Genomic DNA, 14,761 nt, shown 5'->3' on the forward strand with positions numbered 1-14,761 from the left:
ATTAAAAAAGGCTTACCGGCAAGCGAAAGCAGCGCCGGTGTAGTGCGCAGCTTTGGTTATGATGCCTTCAGCAGGCTAACCAGCAACACGGTACAGATAGACGGCGAGCAGTTTAGCCAGCACTACCAGTACCACAGCCAAAGTGGCCAGCTGCTAAGCCGTAGCTACCCTAACGGCCTGAAGCTGGCGTACGAGTACAACGACTTCGGCTATGTCGAGTGGGAGAAAAACGCGGCCAGTGGTTATGTGTATCGGCAGCATATCGCGCAGGATGCCTTTGGCAACATTACCCAGGCCAATTTGGGTAACGGTGTCACCGAGTATCGCCACTACGACAGCGCTACCGGCTGGGTACAAAGCCTGGAAGCCAGGGTTGGTGGTGTAGCGGTACATGAGCTTAACTACACCAACTACGATAACTTTGGTAATTTGCGCGGGTACAGCAACGGCGCCACCGGCGTAAACGAAAGCTATATCTACGACAACCTGCACCGGTTGGAAAGCCAAACCACCAGCGCCGCCGGTGTGTCGGCAGCAGTTTCCTTTACTTATGATGCTGTGGGTAACCTGCTGAGTAAGTCAGACTATGGCAATAACTATCAGTACGGTAACCGGGCGAAAAACCTCGGTGGTAATGCCGGTGCCAATGCGGTACGCCGTGTCACTAAAACTGATGGCAGCACGGTTAACTTCAGTTACGACAATGAAGGCAACCTGATAAGCGGTGATGGTTTAACCATCAGCTACAACAGCTTTAAACAGCCGACACAGATAAGCCGCGGCAGCAGTACGTTCAGCTTTACCTATGGTGCTAACTTAGAGCGGCTAAAAGAAGTTCGTGATGGTTTAACCACTTACGAGATAGACAAAGCCTACGAGCAAAGCAGTGACGGCAGCTGGAAGGTGTATCTGGATGAGGTAGCCATAGTTAGCCATAACAGCGAAGATGGCCATCGTATTGCCTACAGCCATAAAGACCGTTTGGGCAGCAGCATTACCTTTACCGACCATAATGGCCAGGTTACCGGGCGGCGCCATTACGACGCCTTTGGTAAGCCACGCGCCATCAGCGGTGCGTTAATGGAGCCTGCTCACCGGCCGCGGCAGATAAACTTTACCGACATCGCCGGTATCAGCAATGCCGGTATCACCCGACGCGGCTTTACCGACCACCGTCATCTGGATGAAGCAGAGCTAATCCATATGAACGGTCGGGCGTATGATTACAACCTCGGCAGGTTTTTGAGTGTTGACCCGTTTATACAGAGTCCGTCAAACTCGCAGAGTCTGAACCCTTATTCCTACATTATGAATAACCCGTTGGCGGGAACAGATCCGACTGGGTATATTGCTGTAGAGAATTGTAGCAGTCGGTTAACTTGCAGCTCCACCGCACCAACAAGTAAGGGTGAAGTTTCATCACCGGGTGAAGACTTTACTATCACCAATGGGAACGGAGATACGCTCTCCAATTCTGGTGGCACTTTGACGCTGACGATGGCAAATGGCACTGAGCATAATGTGGCGTCATTAAAGGCTAATGTTTCAGGTGGTGGTACGGTAGATATTGAAGGGCAGCAGAATAAGACGACAATGTCTGCCGAAAATAATATATCCAGTGAAGAGTCCGTAACAAATACTAGTGAGACTAATTTAAAAATCAACAGACTCAATGACCAAGTGGATTCGGCGGAGGCATCTAAAGCGAAAGAGTCTGAATACTCTATCACATTGGTTGCTCACCTAGACAAGAAAACAGATTTGATTGGACACGCATTCGTTATTTTTAGAGGGCCGAATGGGGAGTTCGCCAAAGGCTTTTGGCCGAAATACGGCGCGTCTGAAAATGACTTTATTCTTGACGCTCCTTTAGAGGGAGCACTGTCAGATGAAGAGAGCTATTATTCAAGATTTAAATCTTGGCAGGCAACTGGGGCAGATCCGGGGAAGCAAGGTGGTCAATTTGCGTCACGTTCATTTGGCTTGACTAAAGAACAGTATCAAAATGGAGTGAGCGCCATATCTAATTGGAATTCGACTCCTTACAGGGGCCGAAGTCGTATGTGCGGTTCATTTGCTACACATGTACTACGGGCAACTGGGCAATCATACGGTAATAGCAAAACACCTTATTTTTTATTCTATGATATGGGAGGTAGTTTTGATAAAAACTAAGAGTTTAGTATTGTATGCTTTCATAATGGTTCTAGTGGCCTGCGGGGAGGAGCATGTGGATAAACTAACCTATAGCAGGTCATACTCGTATGGTTCGACTTATGCACTTCAATTTGTCGGTAAATCTGATGATGTTACAGTGGCATTTGATGGGAAAGGTGAAGAAATTACAGTCAAGGGATTGAGATATAAGTATTTAATCAGATTTTCTGATGTAGAGTCCATTAGCTACAAAGAAATGAAGGAAGGAGGTATATTGGTAATTCAAACTTCAGAAAAAATCAATGAAGTAGGCGTTATTGATAAGTTTAATTTTGATCTGTTCGCAGACGAAGTTAAATCTCGCGCCTTTAATTTGAAACTTAATTGACTGTGTCTTTCTAATACTGGCTCATTCATACCGTTCGCACGATAGAGCTGAATAAAAACAACCGGATTTTGTTTGAGATTTGATCAATCTCCGGTTGTCAGCAAAAGCTGAAATTTGGCAGGAGTATCCGTCCAGCTAGGCTTCGGTGAAGCTGGACGGTTTTTAGGTTTGCTTTGAATCCAAAGCCTCGCCCTCACCAGTCACTCTGTGTTGGTGGGGCTTTTTTGTTACTGTAGCAGGCAAGCGGTTTCAACAAACTCATCATTATGCCAATGGCCAAGTGACTTTTTACCATCGGGCGTGGTTCGAACAAGATGTTCAGGAAAATCTGGCGCTTTGCCGTATAGCGTCTGCCCTTTAGCCAACAAATTACGGCTTAACTTCCCAGATTGGCTATCCCGCGCCACTTCTTCAGATAACGCCAATACGTCAAGCTTATTGGTCACAATACTAGCTCCCATAGGCAGTGATTGAATGTAAGCCATGCTTAGCCGCAAAAGACTGAAGCTTCTTGTCGTAAAACGGCATGTCACGTTGATAGCGACAGAGGAATTTTATGGCAGCGATCTTTTCATCATAAATGGCACGAATGTCATTTTCGCCTGCATCAATGGCATAACTGCCATCCATTAGGCGATAAGCTGCGCGCCCTCCGACAAAATGCTCTTGTGTCAACGCCGATAGCAGCGTTTCAACCTGCTCTGGCAGTACCGTGTGAAATGCAGTGTGACAGTATGGCATGGTGATACACCCTATTGTTGTTACTCAGCAAGTATAACTAACGGTACGCACCTAGTATTGCGCTGAAGCGAGCAAGTGGTTTTCCATTTAGGTAGGTTGACCAGTATTGGTCAAAATGTTGATTACCGTTCCTGTATTTAGCCCAGATCTGATTGGTGGTTTTTCGCAGGTTTTTGGGCGTAATGAGTAGGCTGAAAACATCGCCCGATTTCAGGCTTTTTTGCCGTTTATCTGGCGTGTTGCACTTTTTGCCTTTTGTGTTTTAACTGGCAACCCCTGTCGGACTGGTGGTTAAGTTTGCTTGGAATATGCAACTGCATAGTCCAGTAAAACTTGCCTCTTGTTCCAGTTATACCTTTACCAGTATTCCGACAAGGTTTACCACTCCAATAAAAATCAATGCATCATTTATAATAGATTGTATTTAGTTCAGTATTAGGTGGCTATAGAGGGTCGAGGGGCTACGCGACCCCGAATAAGGTATGGCACAAACGATGGGGGCACTTCGTCGGTTATTTTTATAAACGGTAGGTTCAGCGCGGTATAAACAAAATGAAAACCCCTCTCTCCATCACGCCATTGAACTGAGGGTTCGCCTTCCAAGTAATTAATATTGTCATTGAGTAAATCCATATCCGCGAGTAGAAATCGCAGAGTGAACTCCCGCTTTTTACACTCTGACGCAAATTCCAGTTGTTCAAATCTGGTGCCGAATATGACGTCGAAAACTACGCTCTTATTAAAACCGTCAAACCAATGATATCGGCTTATGGCATCGGCTTTTCGAACAAGAAGGTCAAAACCATATCCGTAGTTAAGATAGTAGGCAAAGTAGTTGTTCAGCTCTTTGGTCACTAACGATAAGTCAGTGTACCGTTTGCTGAAGTGGATGAGCGCATCCACAACCTGCAAATCAGCACCAACAGGTCTGCACAGCAACTTGGTTGCAAAGCAATAGCTGACAATGATCGCGGCCAGCAATTCGTCGGCCAGAATGATGCGGGAAAATCGGATAACTGCATCGAGGATGTCGCTCTGGTTATGTGAAAACAGATAACAGAGTTCAATCACAGCCGCTTTGCCTTCACGGGAGAAGAGTAAAAGCAAGTCTTCAGGTTCGGCTCCAGCCTCCATTGCGGCTATGACCTGATAAAACTCACGAGACAGAGCATTATCCAGTCGGACGCACTTTTTAGCCGCAACTAATTGGCATACCGCCATCATTTGCTCGCTGCAATTTGTGCGTCCTTTGATGTGATCATCACCAATGCCGCTTTTTTCAAATTTCTGACGGTACTCAGAATATATCCGCTTGTTCAACACCAACTCATAGGCCTTGGGCGACACCTTAAGCCTTAACAAGGTTAAGAAACTCAGAGCATGCTGCCTTGTGGCGATGTTAAGTATGCAGAAAGCTTTTCGTCCCAACGGAGCGCTCCGCAGCCCCCACGTTTATTGAGTTTAGTCCATTTGTTTGGCGCGGTTCGCTTGGGAGGGATTTAATTAATTTTTTAATCCCTCTGGAGATTTCAGACAGCAGCAATCTAGGCTTAATGCCCTTGTATGCGATTAATTAGGAATAGACATGAATGGCGGTACAGAGAATGACGCACTGATGCATTTCTTATTGGCAGACTCCATCAGACAAGCCTTGTTGCGTAAATATGGCGTGCTGCTATTTGGTGATGCGCTGTATGAGGTGCTTGGCTTTGCTTCTGTTAACGGATTCAGAAAGGCCAAATCTAACGGCGCACTTCCGGTACAGGTATTTCAACTGGATAAGCGGCGGGGAAATTATGCTTTGACTGAAGATGTTGCACTGTGGTTGTCCACGCGCAGACTTGCAGCGGACGATGGCACTCAACTGATAGATGAACAATCCAACGACGCATAAAGCAAAAAGCCGAGAGCGCTAACTCATCGGCTTTTTTGGACTGCATTTTACAGCCCTGAACAACTGTAAATGTAGTCCTGTGTTGCGGGTTACGCAAGGCCATATCGACGGATTTTTTGTTGAGCCGAAAGTGCGCAACAAATATTTCGTTGTGGCTGACAACATAGGGTGAGGTTTATATGAATGCAATTGATGAAAAACGTATTATTGCCTGCGCAGCGCTGGTCGCTTTGCAAAAAGGCACGCCACTGTCCATTCGCCGACTGGCACGCAATGTACACATTTCACGCCCCACGGTGACGAAAGTGATTGATAAGGTTCGGCAGACACCTGAGCGCTTTAAAAACGCACAACATATGCCAGACTCAGCGTTACTTAGCGCACTGCAAGACACAAAAGATGCCATCACGTTAAAAGCAGTACCGGATTACCCAAGGCTTAGCAGCCTGATCAGGCAGTATTCAATGACAAAGCAAGCGGCCTATAAAATATACTGTGACGAGGCGCAGCGCCCTGTTGTCTCTCTTTCTACCTATTACGAAGGATTTGCTGAGTTTGAACATAAGCAAGAGCCTTCCATGTCCTTTCAGTACCAGCCGGGGGAAGTGACGTTTGTTGATTTTGTCGGCAAAAAGCCCTGTATTACCAATCCCCTTACCGGACAGAAGGTCAAGGTTGAAATCTTTACCGGCATATTAGGTTATTCATCCTATGCCTTTGTTTATGCCTGCGCTTCACAATCACAAGAGGATTTTGCGAATGCACATAGTGCCATGTTCACCTTCTTTGGCGGAGCGACACAATTTGTTGTGCCAGACAATTTGAAGGCCGCAGTTATTAAGCCGGGTATAACACCCGTGCTTAATTCGCTCTATGCCGAGATGGGATTGCATTTTGGCACAACAATTATGCCTGCTCGTGCCTATCGCCCTAAAGACAAAGCAAGAGTTGAAAATTTAGTCTGGCTGACTTACCGCAGCATCCTTAACAAGCTTAAAAATCAGGTCTTTTTTTCGATTGATGAGTTAAACGCTGCGATCTTAGTGTTGCTCAAAGAGTTTAATGACAAACCTTTTAGCAAAATGGATGGAAGCCGCGCTTCCTTATTTGAAGACAAAGAGCGCCACGCATTAACTCCATGCCTCGCAACAGAACTGGTTGTTTATATTAAGCGGGTGAAACGCAAAGTATCAAAGCAGTACTTGATTAATTACGACAATCACCTGTACTCCGTACCTCACCAGCTAATAGGCAAAACGGTAGATGTCAAAGCCACCACGCAGCAGATTTATTGCTTTTATGACGGCGAACTGTGTGCCGAGCATGCCATATCTTCACAGAAAGGCGGCATCACAATATTGCCCTCACATATGCCAGCCAAACACCGGGAGTATGTACAGTTAAATCATGACCAACTATTGCAGTGGGCTAAAGGTATCGGGCCTGCGACAACTACGCTTATTGAGGCGCAGTTTAACGGTACAAATGACAGTACGCCTGATGTGAAAGCCCGTTGCAGCGCATTTAAATCCTTGCTTGCCAAGCATGGGCGGGACGCTTTTGAAACAGCAGCAGCCCAGGCTGCTGCATGCTCTGTCAGTTCGTTGCGTTTTATGCAGGCCATGCTTAATCCAACAAATAACAATCAGCCATTACATTAGGGGGCATTATGAATATTCAAGACTGTGCATCGTTAATGCGTTCATTAAGGCTAAAAGGGATGGCGGAGGGCTGTGAGTCACTTTGTTACCCTGTTGGAGAGGTAGGAAAGGACGTTATCGACACCATCGCGTTTTTGCTTGAGTGCGAGCAGTCTCATCGGGAGCAGCGACACCTGTCAAACGGACTCAAAAAAGCCAAAATCCCCTATCCACATGCCCATCAGAGTCATGTGCAATATACCGGATTTCGTGCAGTGAATGAGCACGAAATTAAAGCCTTGTTTCGGGGGTATTGGTATGAGAATCAACACTGCATCATTATTGAAGGCGAAGAGCGCTCAGGCAAAACCTATATTGCCAGCGCTCTGTTGGTTGGCGCTATTGAAGCAACTAAAAAAGTCCGCTATCTGACCTTTGATGAGGTAGTTGAGGATTTGGCGTTAACACGCATTCAGCAAAGCCTGCGTGAACTTCATCAGTCATATTTGCAATACGAGGTTATATGCATAGATAACTGGGGATGCAAGCCCATAACGCCGCTTGTCGCCAGCCTGATATTGGATTTACTGGGTGATTTGGTCGGGAGCGTTAGTTTGATTGTTGCTGCCAGAGATTACGTCTTGTTGCCATTTACTCAACTGAATATGCGTAAGGCTCAGTCGGCGATTATTAACAGCCTGCTCAATCGAAGCCATTGCGTGTCATTATTGCCAATAGCTCCGCCAAAAAACATGCAACACACTCATTAAGTGGTAATAAGCCTAACCAGTTAAGGGGCATTCAGATGCAATCAGAAATATACATCGCTGAGTTTGAGCAAATACTCGCGCCTATTGATTTTGACAACCTTTATCTGATGCAGCTTTTCGATATCTATCACCAACGGCTATTGGCTAATACCGATGCCATGTTAAAACTGGTGCGTCGTGGTATCAACGAGAGGGTTATACAGGAACGTAAAATTGGTATTTGTGATCACAAATTAAACCGATACGTCAAACCAATTGAGCACGCTGAGGGGGCAGAGTTTCGCGGAGCACTGAGAAAACTAGGCCTTACCAACATCAATGGTCATGAGCTGTTTCGGGGCTGCATTGTTGAAGCCGTGCATCACAATGACAGTATTGTGGCCGCCTGTGGTGTTAAGCTGATTTGCCCCAGTCGCCCAGCGCCAAGGATTATTCAGTGGTATCGACATTCGGTATATCACGCTCCGGTCACATTCGAGCTTATGGCGTGGGGGAAGCGGTATGTTACTCACTAAACCGGATAGCTTGGGTTTTTCTGTGTGTGCTCAGTATTACCTAGACTATTGCAGGGCTAAGGGACAAAGTGAAAATACGGTTCAGAGCAAAGATGACGCGATAAGACTCTTTGAAGCTTGGGCATTGCCGCTTGGCATCACGCTCGTCAGTCAGATTGATACAAACGTGCTCGACAGTTATCAGCAGTATCTGAACCGATATCGTAAGCCTTTTGATGGCCAGCCCCTTGCATTAGGAACGATACGCTATCGACTGACATCCATTAGTGTGATGATGCGAATTCTCACCCGAAAAGCGGTGTTATCACACAACCCCTGTGAGCACTTTGAGTTACCCCGTCTGGGCAGGCGATTGCCCAAACCCGTACTAAGTGAAGGAGAAGTGCAAAAAGTGCTGGAGCAATCAACGCTTTATGGTTTGAAGGGCATTCGTGACCGAGCAATCATGCAAACGTATTACGCAAGCGGGATTCGCCGCAATGAGTTACGAAAACTCAAGGTAGAGGATATTGATTTTGTGCAACGTCAACTCAGGGTTGATCAGGGAAAAGGTCATAAAGACCGCTATGTCCCTATCGCCATAAGCGCATGTCAGTGGATTTATCGTTATTTAAAAGAGGTGCGTCCCAGCCTGATGAACGAACTGTCTGACAGGTCATTGTTCTTGGCCAACAGCGGAAAGCCCTACAGAGCAGCGCAACTTTCGGAGTTAGTCGCAAAGTACATTCGTTTGTCTGGCGTGCAAAAATCCGGTGCCTGTAATCAGTATCGTCATGCTGCCGCGACACACATGGTGGATAACGGCGCGGACATTCGGTATGTACAAGAATTTTTGGGGCATGCTGATTTATCAACGACACAAATCTACGTTCATGTAAGCATTGAGAAACTTCGTGAGGTGTACAACAAAACGCATCCCGCAGCCCGATTGTGAAGCCGCAGGTTCAGAGGGTTACTTCAAGCACGCATTGCGAATATTTCGAAAACTTGACAATATTTCGAATATTGCGGATAATTTGGTGAAACCGTGAAACCGTGAAACCGACAGAGATTATCAAAATGTTGAATGTACAATCATTACCGAGTGCTGAAGAAATTGCATTGGCAAAGTTAAGCAGCCAAGAGCTTTCTGCTGTATTGAAAGCGAATGGTGATGTACAAAATTTTAATGTGGTAGGTAAGGATGGGGAGACCCATTCTGTAAAGCTTCCTGCCAGCGCTGTTAAATTAATGATCGAAGTGCTGACCCAGCTTGGGCAAGGGAACAGTGTAAGCATTACACCTATCCATGCAGAACTGACAACGCAAGAAGCAGCAGATATGTTGAATATGTCTCGCCCAACCTTAATCAAGCTGTTGGATTCGGGAGAACTTGCTCACAGTAGAACAGGTAATCGTCGCAAAGTCGCATTTGTCGAAGTGATGAAATATAAACAAGACCTTGATGCGAAGCGACTGAGTGCTCTGGATGAATTGTCAGCCCTCGATCAGGAGTTGAACTTGGGATATTAAATGACAACTTATACCGTAATCCTTGATGCATGTGTGATGTATCCAGCTCCGTTACGTAGCTATTTGATGTATCTTGCTCAAACAGGTCTTTACCGTGCGAAATGGACGGAACAGATACATGATGAGTGGATACGTAACTTACTGAATAATCAACCTCAGCTATCTGCCGAAAAGCTGCAAAAAACACGGGAGTTGATGAACAGTCATGCACCAGATTGTGTGGTTGAAGGCTATCAACAGTTTGTAGCTGGCATAGATTTACCTGATCCAGATGACCGACATGTGGTTGCAGCAGCAATTAAAGGGCAAGCTGAAGGGATAATTACTTTTAACCTGAAAGACTTTCCCCAGCAAAGTCTTGCGCCTCTCGGACTAACTGCTATTCACCCAGATGTGTTTCTGGCTGATATGTTCGATCTAGACCCCGGTAGAGCAATTCTGGCGGCACAACGTCAACGAGGTTCGTTAAAAAGGCCTCCTATGACAGTTGATGAGTATTTAGATTCGCTACAACGACAAAAGCTACCCACACTGGTATCTAAACTACGCCAATACGAAATGATACTGTAGAAGCCCCGAAAGGGGCTTTTCTTTGCTCAGCAATAAATCAAATCCCAAGGTACGTTCCGATTAATTCATATGAACGGGCGGGCGTATGATTACAACCTCGGCAGGTTCTTATCGGTTGACCCGGTAATTCAAAGTCCAACCAATAGCCAGAGCCTGAACCCGTATTCGTACATAATGAATAACCCCTTGGCGGGAACAGATCCGACTGGGTACATGGGTTGTGCGGCATCGAAGATTGATACCGTGTGTGCAAGAACCGATGCGAATCACGGTGGTTTTGCTGAGCCGGGGGCTATACCTTCAGGTATCTCATCTGGAGGTGCAGGGAAAGGAAATGGTGTCAGTCCATCACAGCCAGCTCAGGTTACTCAACAGCTAAATACAACAGAATTACAGAGTCAAACAAAAAATTCTGACAGTGTTGAAGCTAAATGGGTAGGCGAAGGAATTGTTCAGACCGGTGAAGATACATATGCTGGTACTGCACACTGTGATGCTGATTGCTACTCCAGAGCTAATCGAGACAGCATGCAGTATGGCAGCGCTACTTTAATGCTCACGTTGGTGGCTATTGACGGCCCAGCTCCTGTAGGTGATGTACTCGCAGGACTAGTTGGCATCAGTATCATTATACACAACATGAGTAGCGACAGACCTGATCCATTGATGTCAATGCGAGATGCTGCGGGAATTGGTAGTCCAATGCCTGATCCAAACGACCCAGATAGAGGTAGCAATGATCCAAAACTGAACAATAAAGAAGCCGATAAAATTTTAAGAAAAAAAGGATACAAGCCTCAAAAGCAATTATCCAGTCAGAGTAACACCGTATACTACAACCCCAAAGGGCAGCCTAAATATTTAGTTCGCTCAAACACCTCACATCGTGGAGATGCGTTTAAAGGGTATAATTCTCCGAGAGATATTAAGTTAGATAATCGTGCTGGGTCGTATGACGTTAATTTAAATAGGGTAGGAAAATAATGAAGTACTATAATGTTTCCAAATACAATCGAAATAACCCTAAATATTTGGATGAGTGGACTTCGATATGGAGCGCTCTAGATGATGAATGCGTTGATAAGAAAAAATGGTCTGATTACCTCAAGATAGAAAGACAGTACCTAAATTTCGCTGTTTCTTTTCTGGTGAAAAACGACATCAATGAGTTTAAAATATCAGGACTGGAGATTAATCTTGACGATGAAACAGAGGCAGAGTTTCATAAGATAAGGTACGGCCTCTTAGACCCAGAATGGTTCGTAATTTCGAAAGCTCAGAATAGAGGCATATTGAGTGAGTTGGATAAAATCTCAATGGTTCAGTTAGCATTGAGAGGAATTGTTTGGTTTAAGTTTACCCACATAAATAGTGGTGTTACTTTAAGCTTTGACAATGATTATTATTTATTAATTGGGATAAAAGATAGCTCATACATGCCAATACCTTCAGATTTCGATTTGTATAGCAGAGAAATGAACAACCCGTGGGAGTGAGTTCTCCCATTATGACTTCTGCTTTATAGTGGCTAACAAGACAACTGGATATTTAATCAATCTCCGGTTGTCAGCAAAAGCTGAAATTTGGCAGGAGTATCCGTCCAGCTTTGCTTCGGTGAAGCTGGACGGTTTTAAGGTTTGCTTTGAATCCAAAGCCTCGCCCTCACCAGTCACTCGGTGTTGGCGGGGCTTTTTTGTGGCCTAGCTCTGAGTGTGATTAGAATACAGAGCTTATTCTCATCAAAATAGCCCGTTTTTTGATGAGAATAGCGCTCAATGATAGGTTGGCAACAATTAAATCAAACCCAACTGCCCTTGCCAGAAATGGTGATGTACCGGGATTGGTTGTTACCAAGGTTGGGGTTTAGTTTAAATGATCGTTTGGTGCCAATCTGATTTGACGGATCTGCTCAGGACTGAAACCCTGTCTAAGTAGTTCAAAGTCTTCAACCTGAATATCTGCTTTTGTACCATCACCACACACTTGATACGAGCTACCGCTGTGCGTTTTTATTAACCGCTCGCTCGGAATAATCGTTACGATCCTTGATGTGCAAATGTAGTCACCCGCGTCAAATCGGCAAGTGCTATCGTCAACGCAAATGCCCCACAGTACCTTGCCCAGCACTTCGCCGTTATCAATGATCGAAACAATGTACCAGCTTGTAACGACAGTGCTCATAGCTGGCTTTAACTGTGTTTTGCAGATAGCGCCAAATTTGCTGCCTATAAGCCCCGTCCTACGTTGGCGTTTTCTGAGTTTTTTAAGCTGGCGTGGGTTCATTCTTTGCTGCCGCTCTAGACGCCTCTGATGGCACTGCTGGCCAGACTGTTTGCTGTTGCTGATTGAGTCGAACGTTACTATGCTCGCATCAAAGCTCAGAGGTCTGGTTATCAATGCTCTTCGCCTGAAACGCTCAGACAGTCGCACTTTGTTCTGGCTGATCAGTTTTCGTTTCATTTTGTTGTGCCTGTTGATCCTGACGATGAGCAATCCACGCCTCGCATAAACTATTCAGCAAGTCTGGCGTGAGCTGCAATGTCAGCAAATCTCCATCAACGAATTTACTGAACTGAAGTACATCAAAGTTTATGAGATCAAGCCTATAGAGGTCGTCGGGTTTGCAATCGATGATGTACTGTTGAAGATGAACGCCAGTCGATTCGTTAAGATAAATCGTTTTGTAAAGTGCGATATCTTTCATTCCTGCTCTCCTTTGCAAGCAGCTTGAAGAAGTTTTTGCTGTTGGTATTTGAGCCACGAGGCGACAATTTTTTCGACATAGTTTTGAGGAAAGCGCAGGATCAGAACATCATCGCTCAGAGATTTCGTGATGTGATAATCTGGAAACTGATGCAGCTCCAAGTGAATTTTGTTGAAGGGATTGTCATCAGGATTGAGTTCAACAAGGTAGATACCGAGTCCTTCATCCATCAATATTTCGTTATACGGCTCATATTCGTCATTGTCATTTTCGTTCATGCTGCCGCCCTATTCTGGAAGGAATAAGTGGTCCTCTCAGACCAAAACTCAGGCAGCAACACTACAAAATTTGCGTCAAACTTGCCAAGAATCAATTGTTCGAAAAACGCATGCACTGGTGAAAAAACGGTCTTTCACAAATGTGTGTGCTAAGCTAATGCTGGGAGAATGAAAATCATTAACCATTTGATTTAATTGAAAATAATTCGAGCGCTGTAATTCATCATGAGTAATTTGACTATCAGGCTGCTCTCGGTTTTTGTTTCTTTTTTAGAGTAATTAAGTGGTTTTTCGTCATTAAGATAACGCCTAAGTGTGGTGGTCCAAGATTGCCAGTACAGTGGCCGTCCCTATCCATTTCAGTGTTCCAACATTTTAATGTCGTTGGTTCAAGCGTACCGGAATTTGCAATTCCATAGTCTGGTAATTTGGAGCAACTACGTGCTTAGCCTGCACCATTTACATGGTTTGTGCTGGGCCACCTTACCGATAATGATGGACCATGACAGTCTTAGTGAAAGGAAGGAGAAGATATAATTTGGACATTATTATTTCTGGGGAGCAGATGCACTTTATCTGATCTGAAACTTGAAGCATTTAGCTTGCTAATAACCCAGCACAGCCCCTTCTCATCTTTGGCAGCAGGAACAACATTCTTCCCTTTCAAAAGTTTGCTTATTTCCCTGTGGATGAGTTTCTGACCCCCTAACGAGAACAAACTCATTAGAAGAATTCTATCCTCCTCTGACAAACGAGCTTTTATCTTGCCGAAGTTTTTTAAAAATAAAACCCGATGAGTGATTGCTTTGGATAAAGCAGTCTCAGAGCTGGGTATAAACCTGTTAGCAGACTTTCCTTGTTTAAATAGCCAATGCGTCAACCGGCTAAAAATAAGCCAATGTATGCAAGGAATTTTTTTCAACACACAGAGATTAATAAAGCCAGCAACAATCAGTTTTTCGAGGTAACGGCGGGTAATTTCGCAACGTTGTTCGTCAAACGCGTAGTAAAGCAATATTAAAGCGCTCAATGAGCTAAATGAGCCAATCTTAAAAATGTTATCGATGTCCCGCTTAAAAAGTGCTTTGCTGACCAGCTCCCCCCACGCGTCTCGCTGAGGTTCAAATATATGCGGCATAACAGCCGGATCTAAACACTCAAGCTGCGCCTTAACATCACCAGAGTCTGATTCGAGGCAATACAGTGCTTGCCAAAACGGGGCGTTAAACAGCTCTGCAATACCCGCGACTTTATCATTGATATCTCTGATAGTGGAGTCGGAAGGAATAGAGGAAAAGCGCAATAGTTTATTGAATTTTCCTGTCCTGAGAGCCTGAGCTAACGGCTCCGTGTTTTCGAGCACTGGGTTGCTGAAATATGCCTCCATCTGATTACCATTCATGACAATGCCTACCTGTTGGCAGGCATAACTGAAGCAACAAAGAGTTCTTAAGCGATTTACTTCCGATGCTCTACCAATCGTAAGCTTATTCATCTCTGTTCCTGAACAGGTAGCGGAGTTTTTCAAGGTAGTTGTCCGATTTTCCGGTTTTATGCTGCTGCCTGAGTCGGTACAATTTCCCGCTCCGGAT

The 14,761-nt window shown here is 45.1% G+C and carries 18 protein-coding genes; 11 read left to right on the forward strand and 7 right to left on the reverse strand.

Annotated elements, in window-relative coordinates:
- Together MN202_RS20105 and MN202_RS20110 are read left to right on the forward strand one after the other, a co-directional pair.
- Positions 1 to 2,175, forward strand: a 2,175-nt coding sequence (locus MN202_RS20105) for an RHS repeat domain-containing protein (protein ID WP_335737919.1), incomplete at its 5' end; no start/stop codon positions are given.
- A 55-nt stretch (positions 2,176 to 2,230) separates the two neighbouring features.
- Entirely contained in the window at positions 2,231 to 2,545 is a 315-nt protein-coding gene (locus tag MN202_RS20110) for a hypothetical protein (RefSeq protein WP_335737920.1), read from the forward strand.
- 227 nt (positions 2,546 to 2,772) lie between these two features.
- On the opposite strand, the gene MN202_RS20115 is transcribed toward MN202_RS20110, so the two are convergent.
- The 3 genes from MN202_RS20115 to MN202_RS20125 all read right to left on the reverse strand — a co-directional run bounded on the left by MN202_RS20115 (position 2,773) and on the right by MN202_RS20125 (position 4,714).
- On the reverse strand, positions 2,773 to 2,991 hold the full coding sequence (locus MN202_RS20115) for a hypothetical protein (RefSeq protein ID WP_335737921.1): 219 nt from the start codon (positions 2,989 to 2,991) through the stop codon (positions 2,773 to 2,775).
- A gap of 4 nt (positions 2,992 to 2,995) precedes the next feature.
- Entirely contained in the window at positions 2,996 to 3,286 is a 291-nt protein-coding gene (locus tag MN202_RS20120) for a hypothetical protein (protein WP_335737922.1), read from the reverse strand.
- Positions 3,287 to 3,721: 435 nt separating this feature from the next.
- The gene (locus MN202_RS20125) at positions 3,722 to 4,714 is read right to left on the reverse strand and encodes a hypothetical protein (RefSeq protein ID WP_335737923.1); all 993 of its coding nucleotides are present in this window, start codon (positions 4,712 to 4,714) and stop codon (positions 3,722 to 3,724) included.
- Positions 4,715 to 4,871: 157 nt separating this feature from the next.
- On the opposite strand from MN202_RS20125, the gene MN202_RS20130 reads away from it, so the two are divergent.
- From MN202_RS20130 to MN202_RS20170, 9 genes are all read left to right on the forward strand, one after another.
- Positions 4,872 to 5,180 (forward strand): hypothetical protein, encoded by a 309-nt coding sequence (locus MN202_RS20130; RefSeq protein WP_335737924.1) that lies wholly within the window; start codon positions 4,872 to 4,874, stop codon positions 5,178 to 5,180.
- A 179-nt stretch (positions 5,181 to 5,359) separates the two neighbouring features.
- Positions 5,360 to 6,841 (forward strand): IS21 family transposase, encoded by a 1,482-nt coding sequence (gene istA / locus MN202_RS20135; RefSeq protein ID WP_335737925.1) that lies wholly within the window; start codon positions 5,360 to 5,362, stop codon positions 6,839 to 6,841.
- 8 nt (positions 6,842 to 6,849) lie between these two features.
- Positions 6,850 to 7,590, forward strand: a complete 741-nt coding sequence (locus MN202_RS20140) for an ATP-binding protein (RefSeq protein WP_335737926.1) — start codon at positions 6,850 to 6,852, stop codon at positions 7,588 to 7,590.
- Positions 7,591 to 7,625: 35 nt separating this feature from the next.
- Positions 7,626 to 8,105: a hypothetical protein gene (locus tag MN202_RS20145; RefSeq protein WP_335737927.1), complete on the forward strand. Its 480-nt coding sequence runs from the start codon at positions 7,626 to 7,628 to the stop codon at positions 8,103 to 8,105.
- The gene (locus tag MN202_RS20150) at positions 8,092 to 9,039 is read left to right on the forward strand and encodes a tyrosine-type recombinase/integrase (RefSeq protein WP_335737928.1); all 948 of its coding nucleotides are present in this window, start codon (positions 8,092 to 8,094) and stop codon (positions 9,037 to 9,039) included. The genes MN202_RS20145 and MN202_RS20150 overlap by 14 nt, the downstream gene beginning before the upstream one ends.
- Before the next feature lie 125 nt (positions 9,040 to 9,164).
- The gene (locus tag MN202_RS20155) at positions 9,165 to 9,617 is read left to right on the forward strand and encodes a helix-turn-helix domain-containing protein (protein ID WP_335737929.1); all 453 of its coding nucleotides are present in this window, start codon (positions 9,165 to 9,167) and stop codon (positions 9,615 to 9,617) included.
- Positions 9,618 to 10,187: a PIN domain-containing protein gene (locus MN202_RS20160; protein ID WP_335737930.1), complete on the forward strand. Its 570-nt coding sequence runs from the start codon at positions 9,618 to 9,620 to the stop codon at positions 10,185 to 10,187.
- 69 nt (positions 10,188 to 10,256) lie between these two features.
- Entirely contained in the window at positions 10,257 to 11,171 is a 915-nt protein-coding gene (locus tag MN202_RS20165; RefSeq protein ID WP_335737931.1) for an RHS repeat-associated core domain-containing protein, read from the forward strand.
- Positions 11,171 to 11,683 carry a hypothetical protein gene (locus MN202_RS20170; protein ID WP_335737932.1) on the forward strand — a complete coding sequence of 171 codons (513 nt, stop codon included), beginning with the start codon at positions 11,171 to 11,173 and terminating at the stop codon, positions 11,681 to 11,683. Before MN202_RS20165 ends, MN202_RS20170 begins: the two co-directional genes overlap by 1 nt.
- Before the next feature lie 367 nt (positions 11,684 to 12,050).
- Here the strand turns inward: MN202_RS20170 and MN202_RS20175 are convergent, their stop codons facing one another.
- From MN202_RS20175 to MN202_RS20190, 4 genes are all read right to left on the reverse strand, one after another.
- Positions 12,051 to 12,647, reverse strand: a complete 597-nt coding sequence (locus MN202_RS20175; protein ID WP_335737933.1) for a hypothetical protein — start codon at positions 12,645 to 12,647, stop codon at positions 12,051 to 12,053.
- Entirely contained in the window at positions 12,604 to 12,891 is a 288-nt protein-coding gene (locus tag MN202_RS20180) for a hypothetical protein (RefSeq protein ID WP_335737934.1), read from the reverse strand. The genes MN202_RS20175 and MN202_RS20180 overlap by 44 nt, the downstream gene beginning before the upstream one ends.
- Complete coding sequence (locus tag MN202_RS20185) at positions 12,888 to 13,169, reverse strand: hypothetical protein (protein ID WP_335737935.1); 282 nt, start codon at positions 13,167 to 13,169, stop codon at positions 12,888 to 12,890. Before MN202_RS20185 ends, MN202_RS20180 begins: the two co-directional genes overlap by 4 nt.
- Before the next feature lie 511 nt (positions 13,170 to 13,680).
- Positions 13,681 to 14,761, reverse strand: a 1,081-nt coding sequence (locus MN202_RS20190; protein WP_335737936.1) for a hypothetical protein, incomplete at its 5' end; no start/stop codon positions are given.

The sequence above is a fragment of the Rheinheimera muenzenbergensis genome, from assembly GCF_036984005.1.
Classification (GTDB): domain Bacteria; phylum Pseudomonadota; class Gammaproteobacteria; order Enterobacterales; family Alteromonadaceae; genus Alishewanella; species Alishewanella muenzenbergensis.

Excerpts from the sequence above, each read along its gene's own strand:
- MN202_RS20120 (WP_335737922.1), bottom strand. The coding sequence starts at position 3,286 with ATGCCATACTGTCACACTGCATTTCACACGGTACTGCCAGAGCAGGTT.
- MN202_RS20130 (WP_335737924.1), top strand. The coding sequence starts at position 4,872 with ATGAATGGCGGTACAGAGAATGACGCACTGATGCATTTCTTATTGGCA.
- istA (WP_335737925.1), top strand. The coding sequence starts at position 5,360 with ATGAATGCAATTGATGAAAAACGTATTATTGCCTGCGCAGCGCTGGTC.
- MN202_RS20140 (WP_335737926.1), top strand. The coding sequence starts at position 6,850 with ATGAATATTCAAGACTGTGCATCGTTAATGCGTTCATTAAGGCTAAAA.
- MN202_RS20145 (WP_335737927.1), top strand. The coding sequence starts at position 7,626 with ATGCAATCAGAAATATACATCGCTGAGTTTGAGCAAATACTCGCGCCT.
- MN202_RS20150 (WP_335737928.1), top strand. The coding sequence starts at position 8,092 with ATGTTACTCACTAAACCGGATAGCTTGGGTTTTTCTGTGTGTGCTCAG.
- MN202_RS20155 (WP_335737929.1), top strand. The coding sequence starts at position 9,165 with ATGTTGAATGTACAATCATTACCGAGTGCTGAAGAAATTGCATTGGCA.
- MN202_RS20160 (WP_335737930.1), top strand. The coding sequence starts at position 9,618 with ATGACAACTTATACCGTAATCCTTGATGCATGTGTGATGTATCCAGCT.
- MN202_RS20165 (WP_335737931.1), top strand. The coding sequence starts at position 10,257 with ATGAACGGGCGGGCGTATGATTACAACCTCGGCAGGTTCTTATCGGTT.
- MN202_RS20170 (WP_335737932.1), top strand. The coding sequence starts at position 11,171 with ATGAAGTACTATAATGTTTCCAAATACAATCGAAATAACCCTAAATAT.
- MN202_RS20175 (WP_335737933.1), bottom strand. The coding sequence starts at position 12,647 with ATGAAACGAAAACTGATCAGCCAGAACAAAGTGCGACTGTCTGAGCGT.
- MN202_RS20180 (WP_335737934.1), bottom strand. The coding sequence starts at position 12,891 with ATGAAAGATATCGCACTTTACAAAACGATTTATCTTAACGAATCGACT.
- MN202_RS20185 (WP_335737935.1), bottom strand. The coding sequence starts at position 13,169 with ATGAACGAAAATGACAATGACGAATATGAGCCGTATAACGAAATATTG.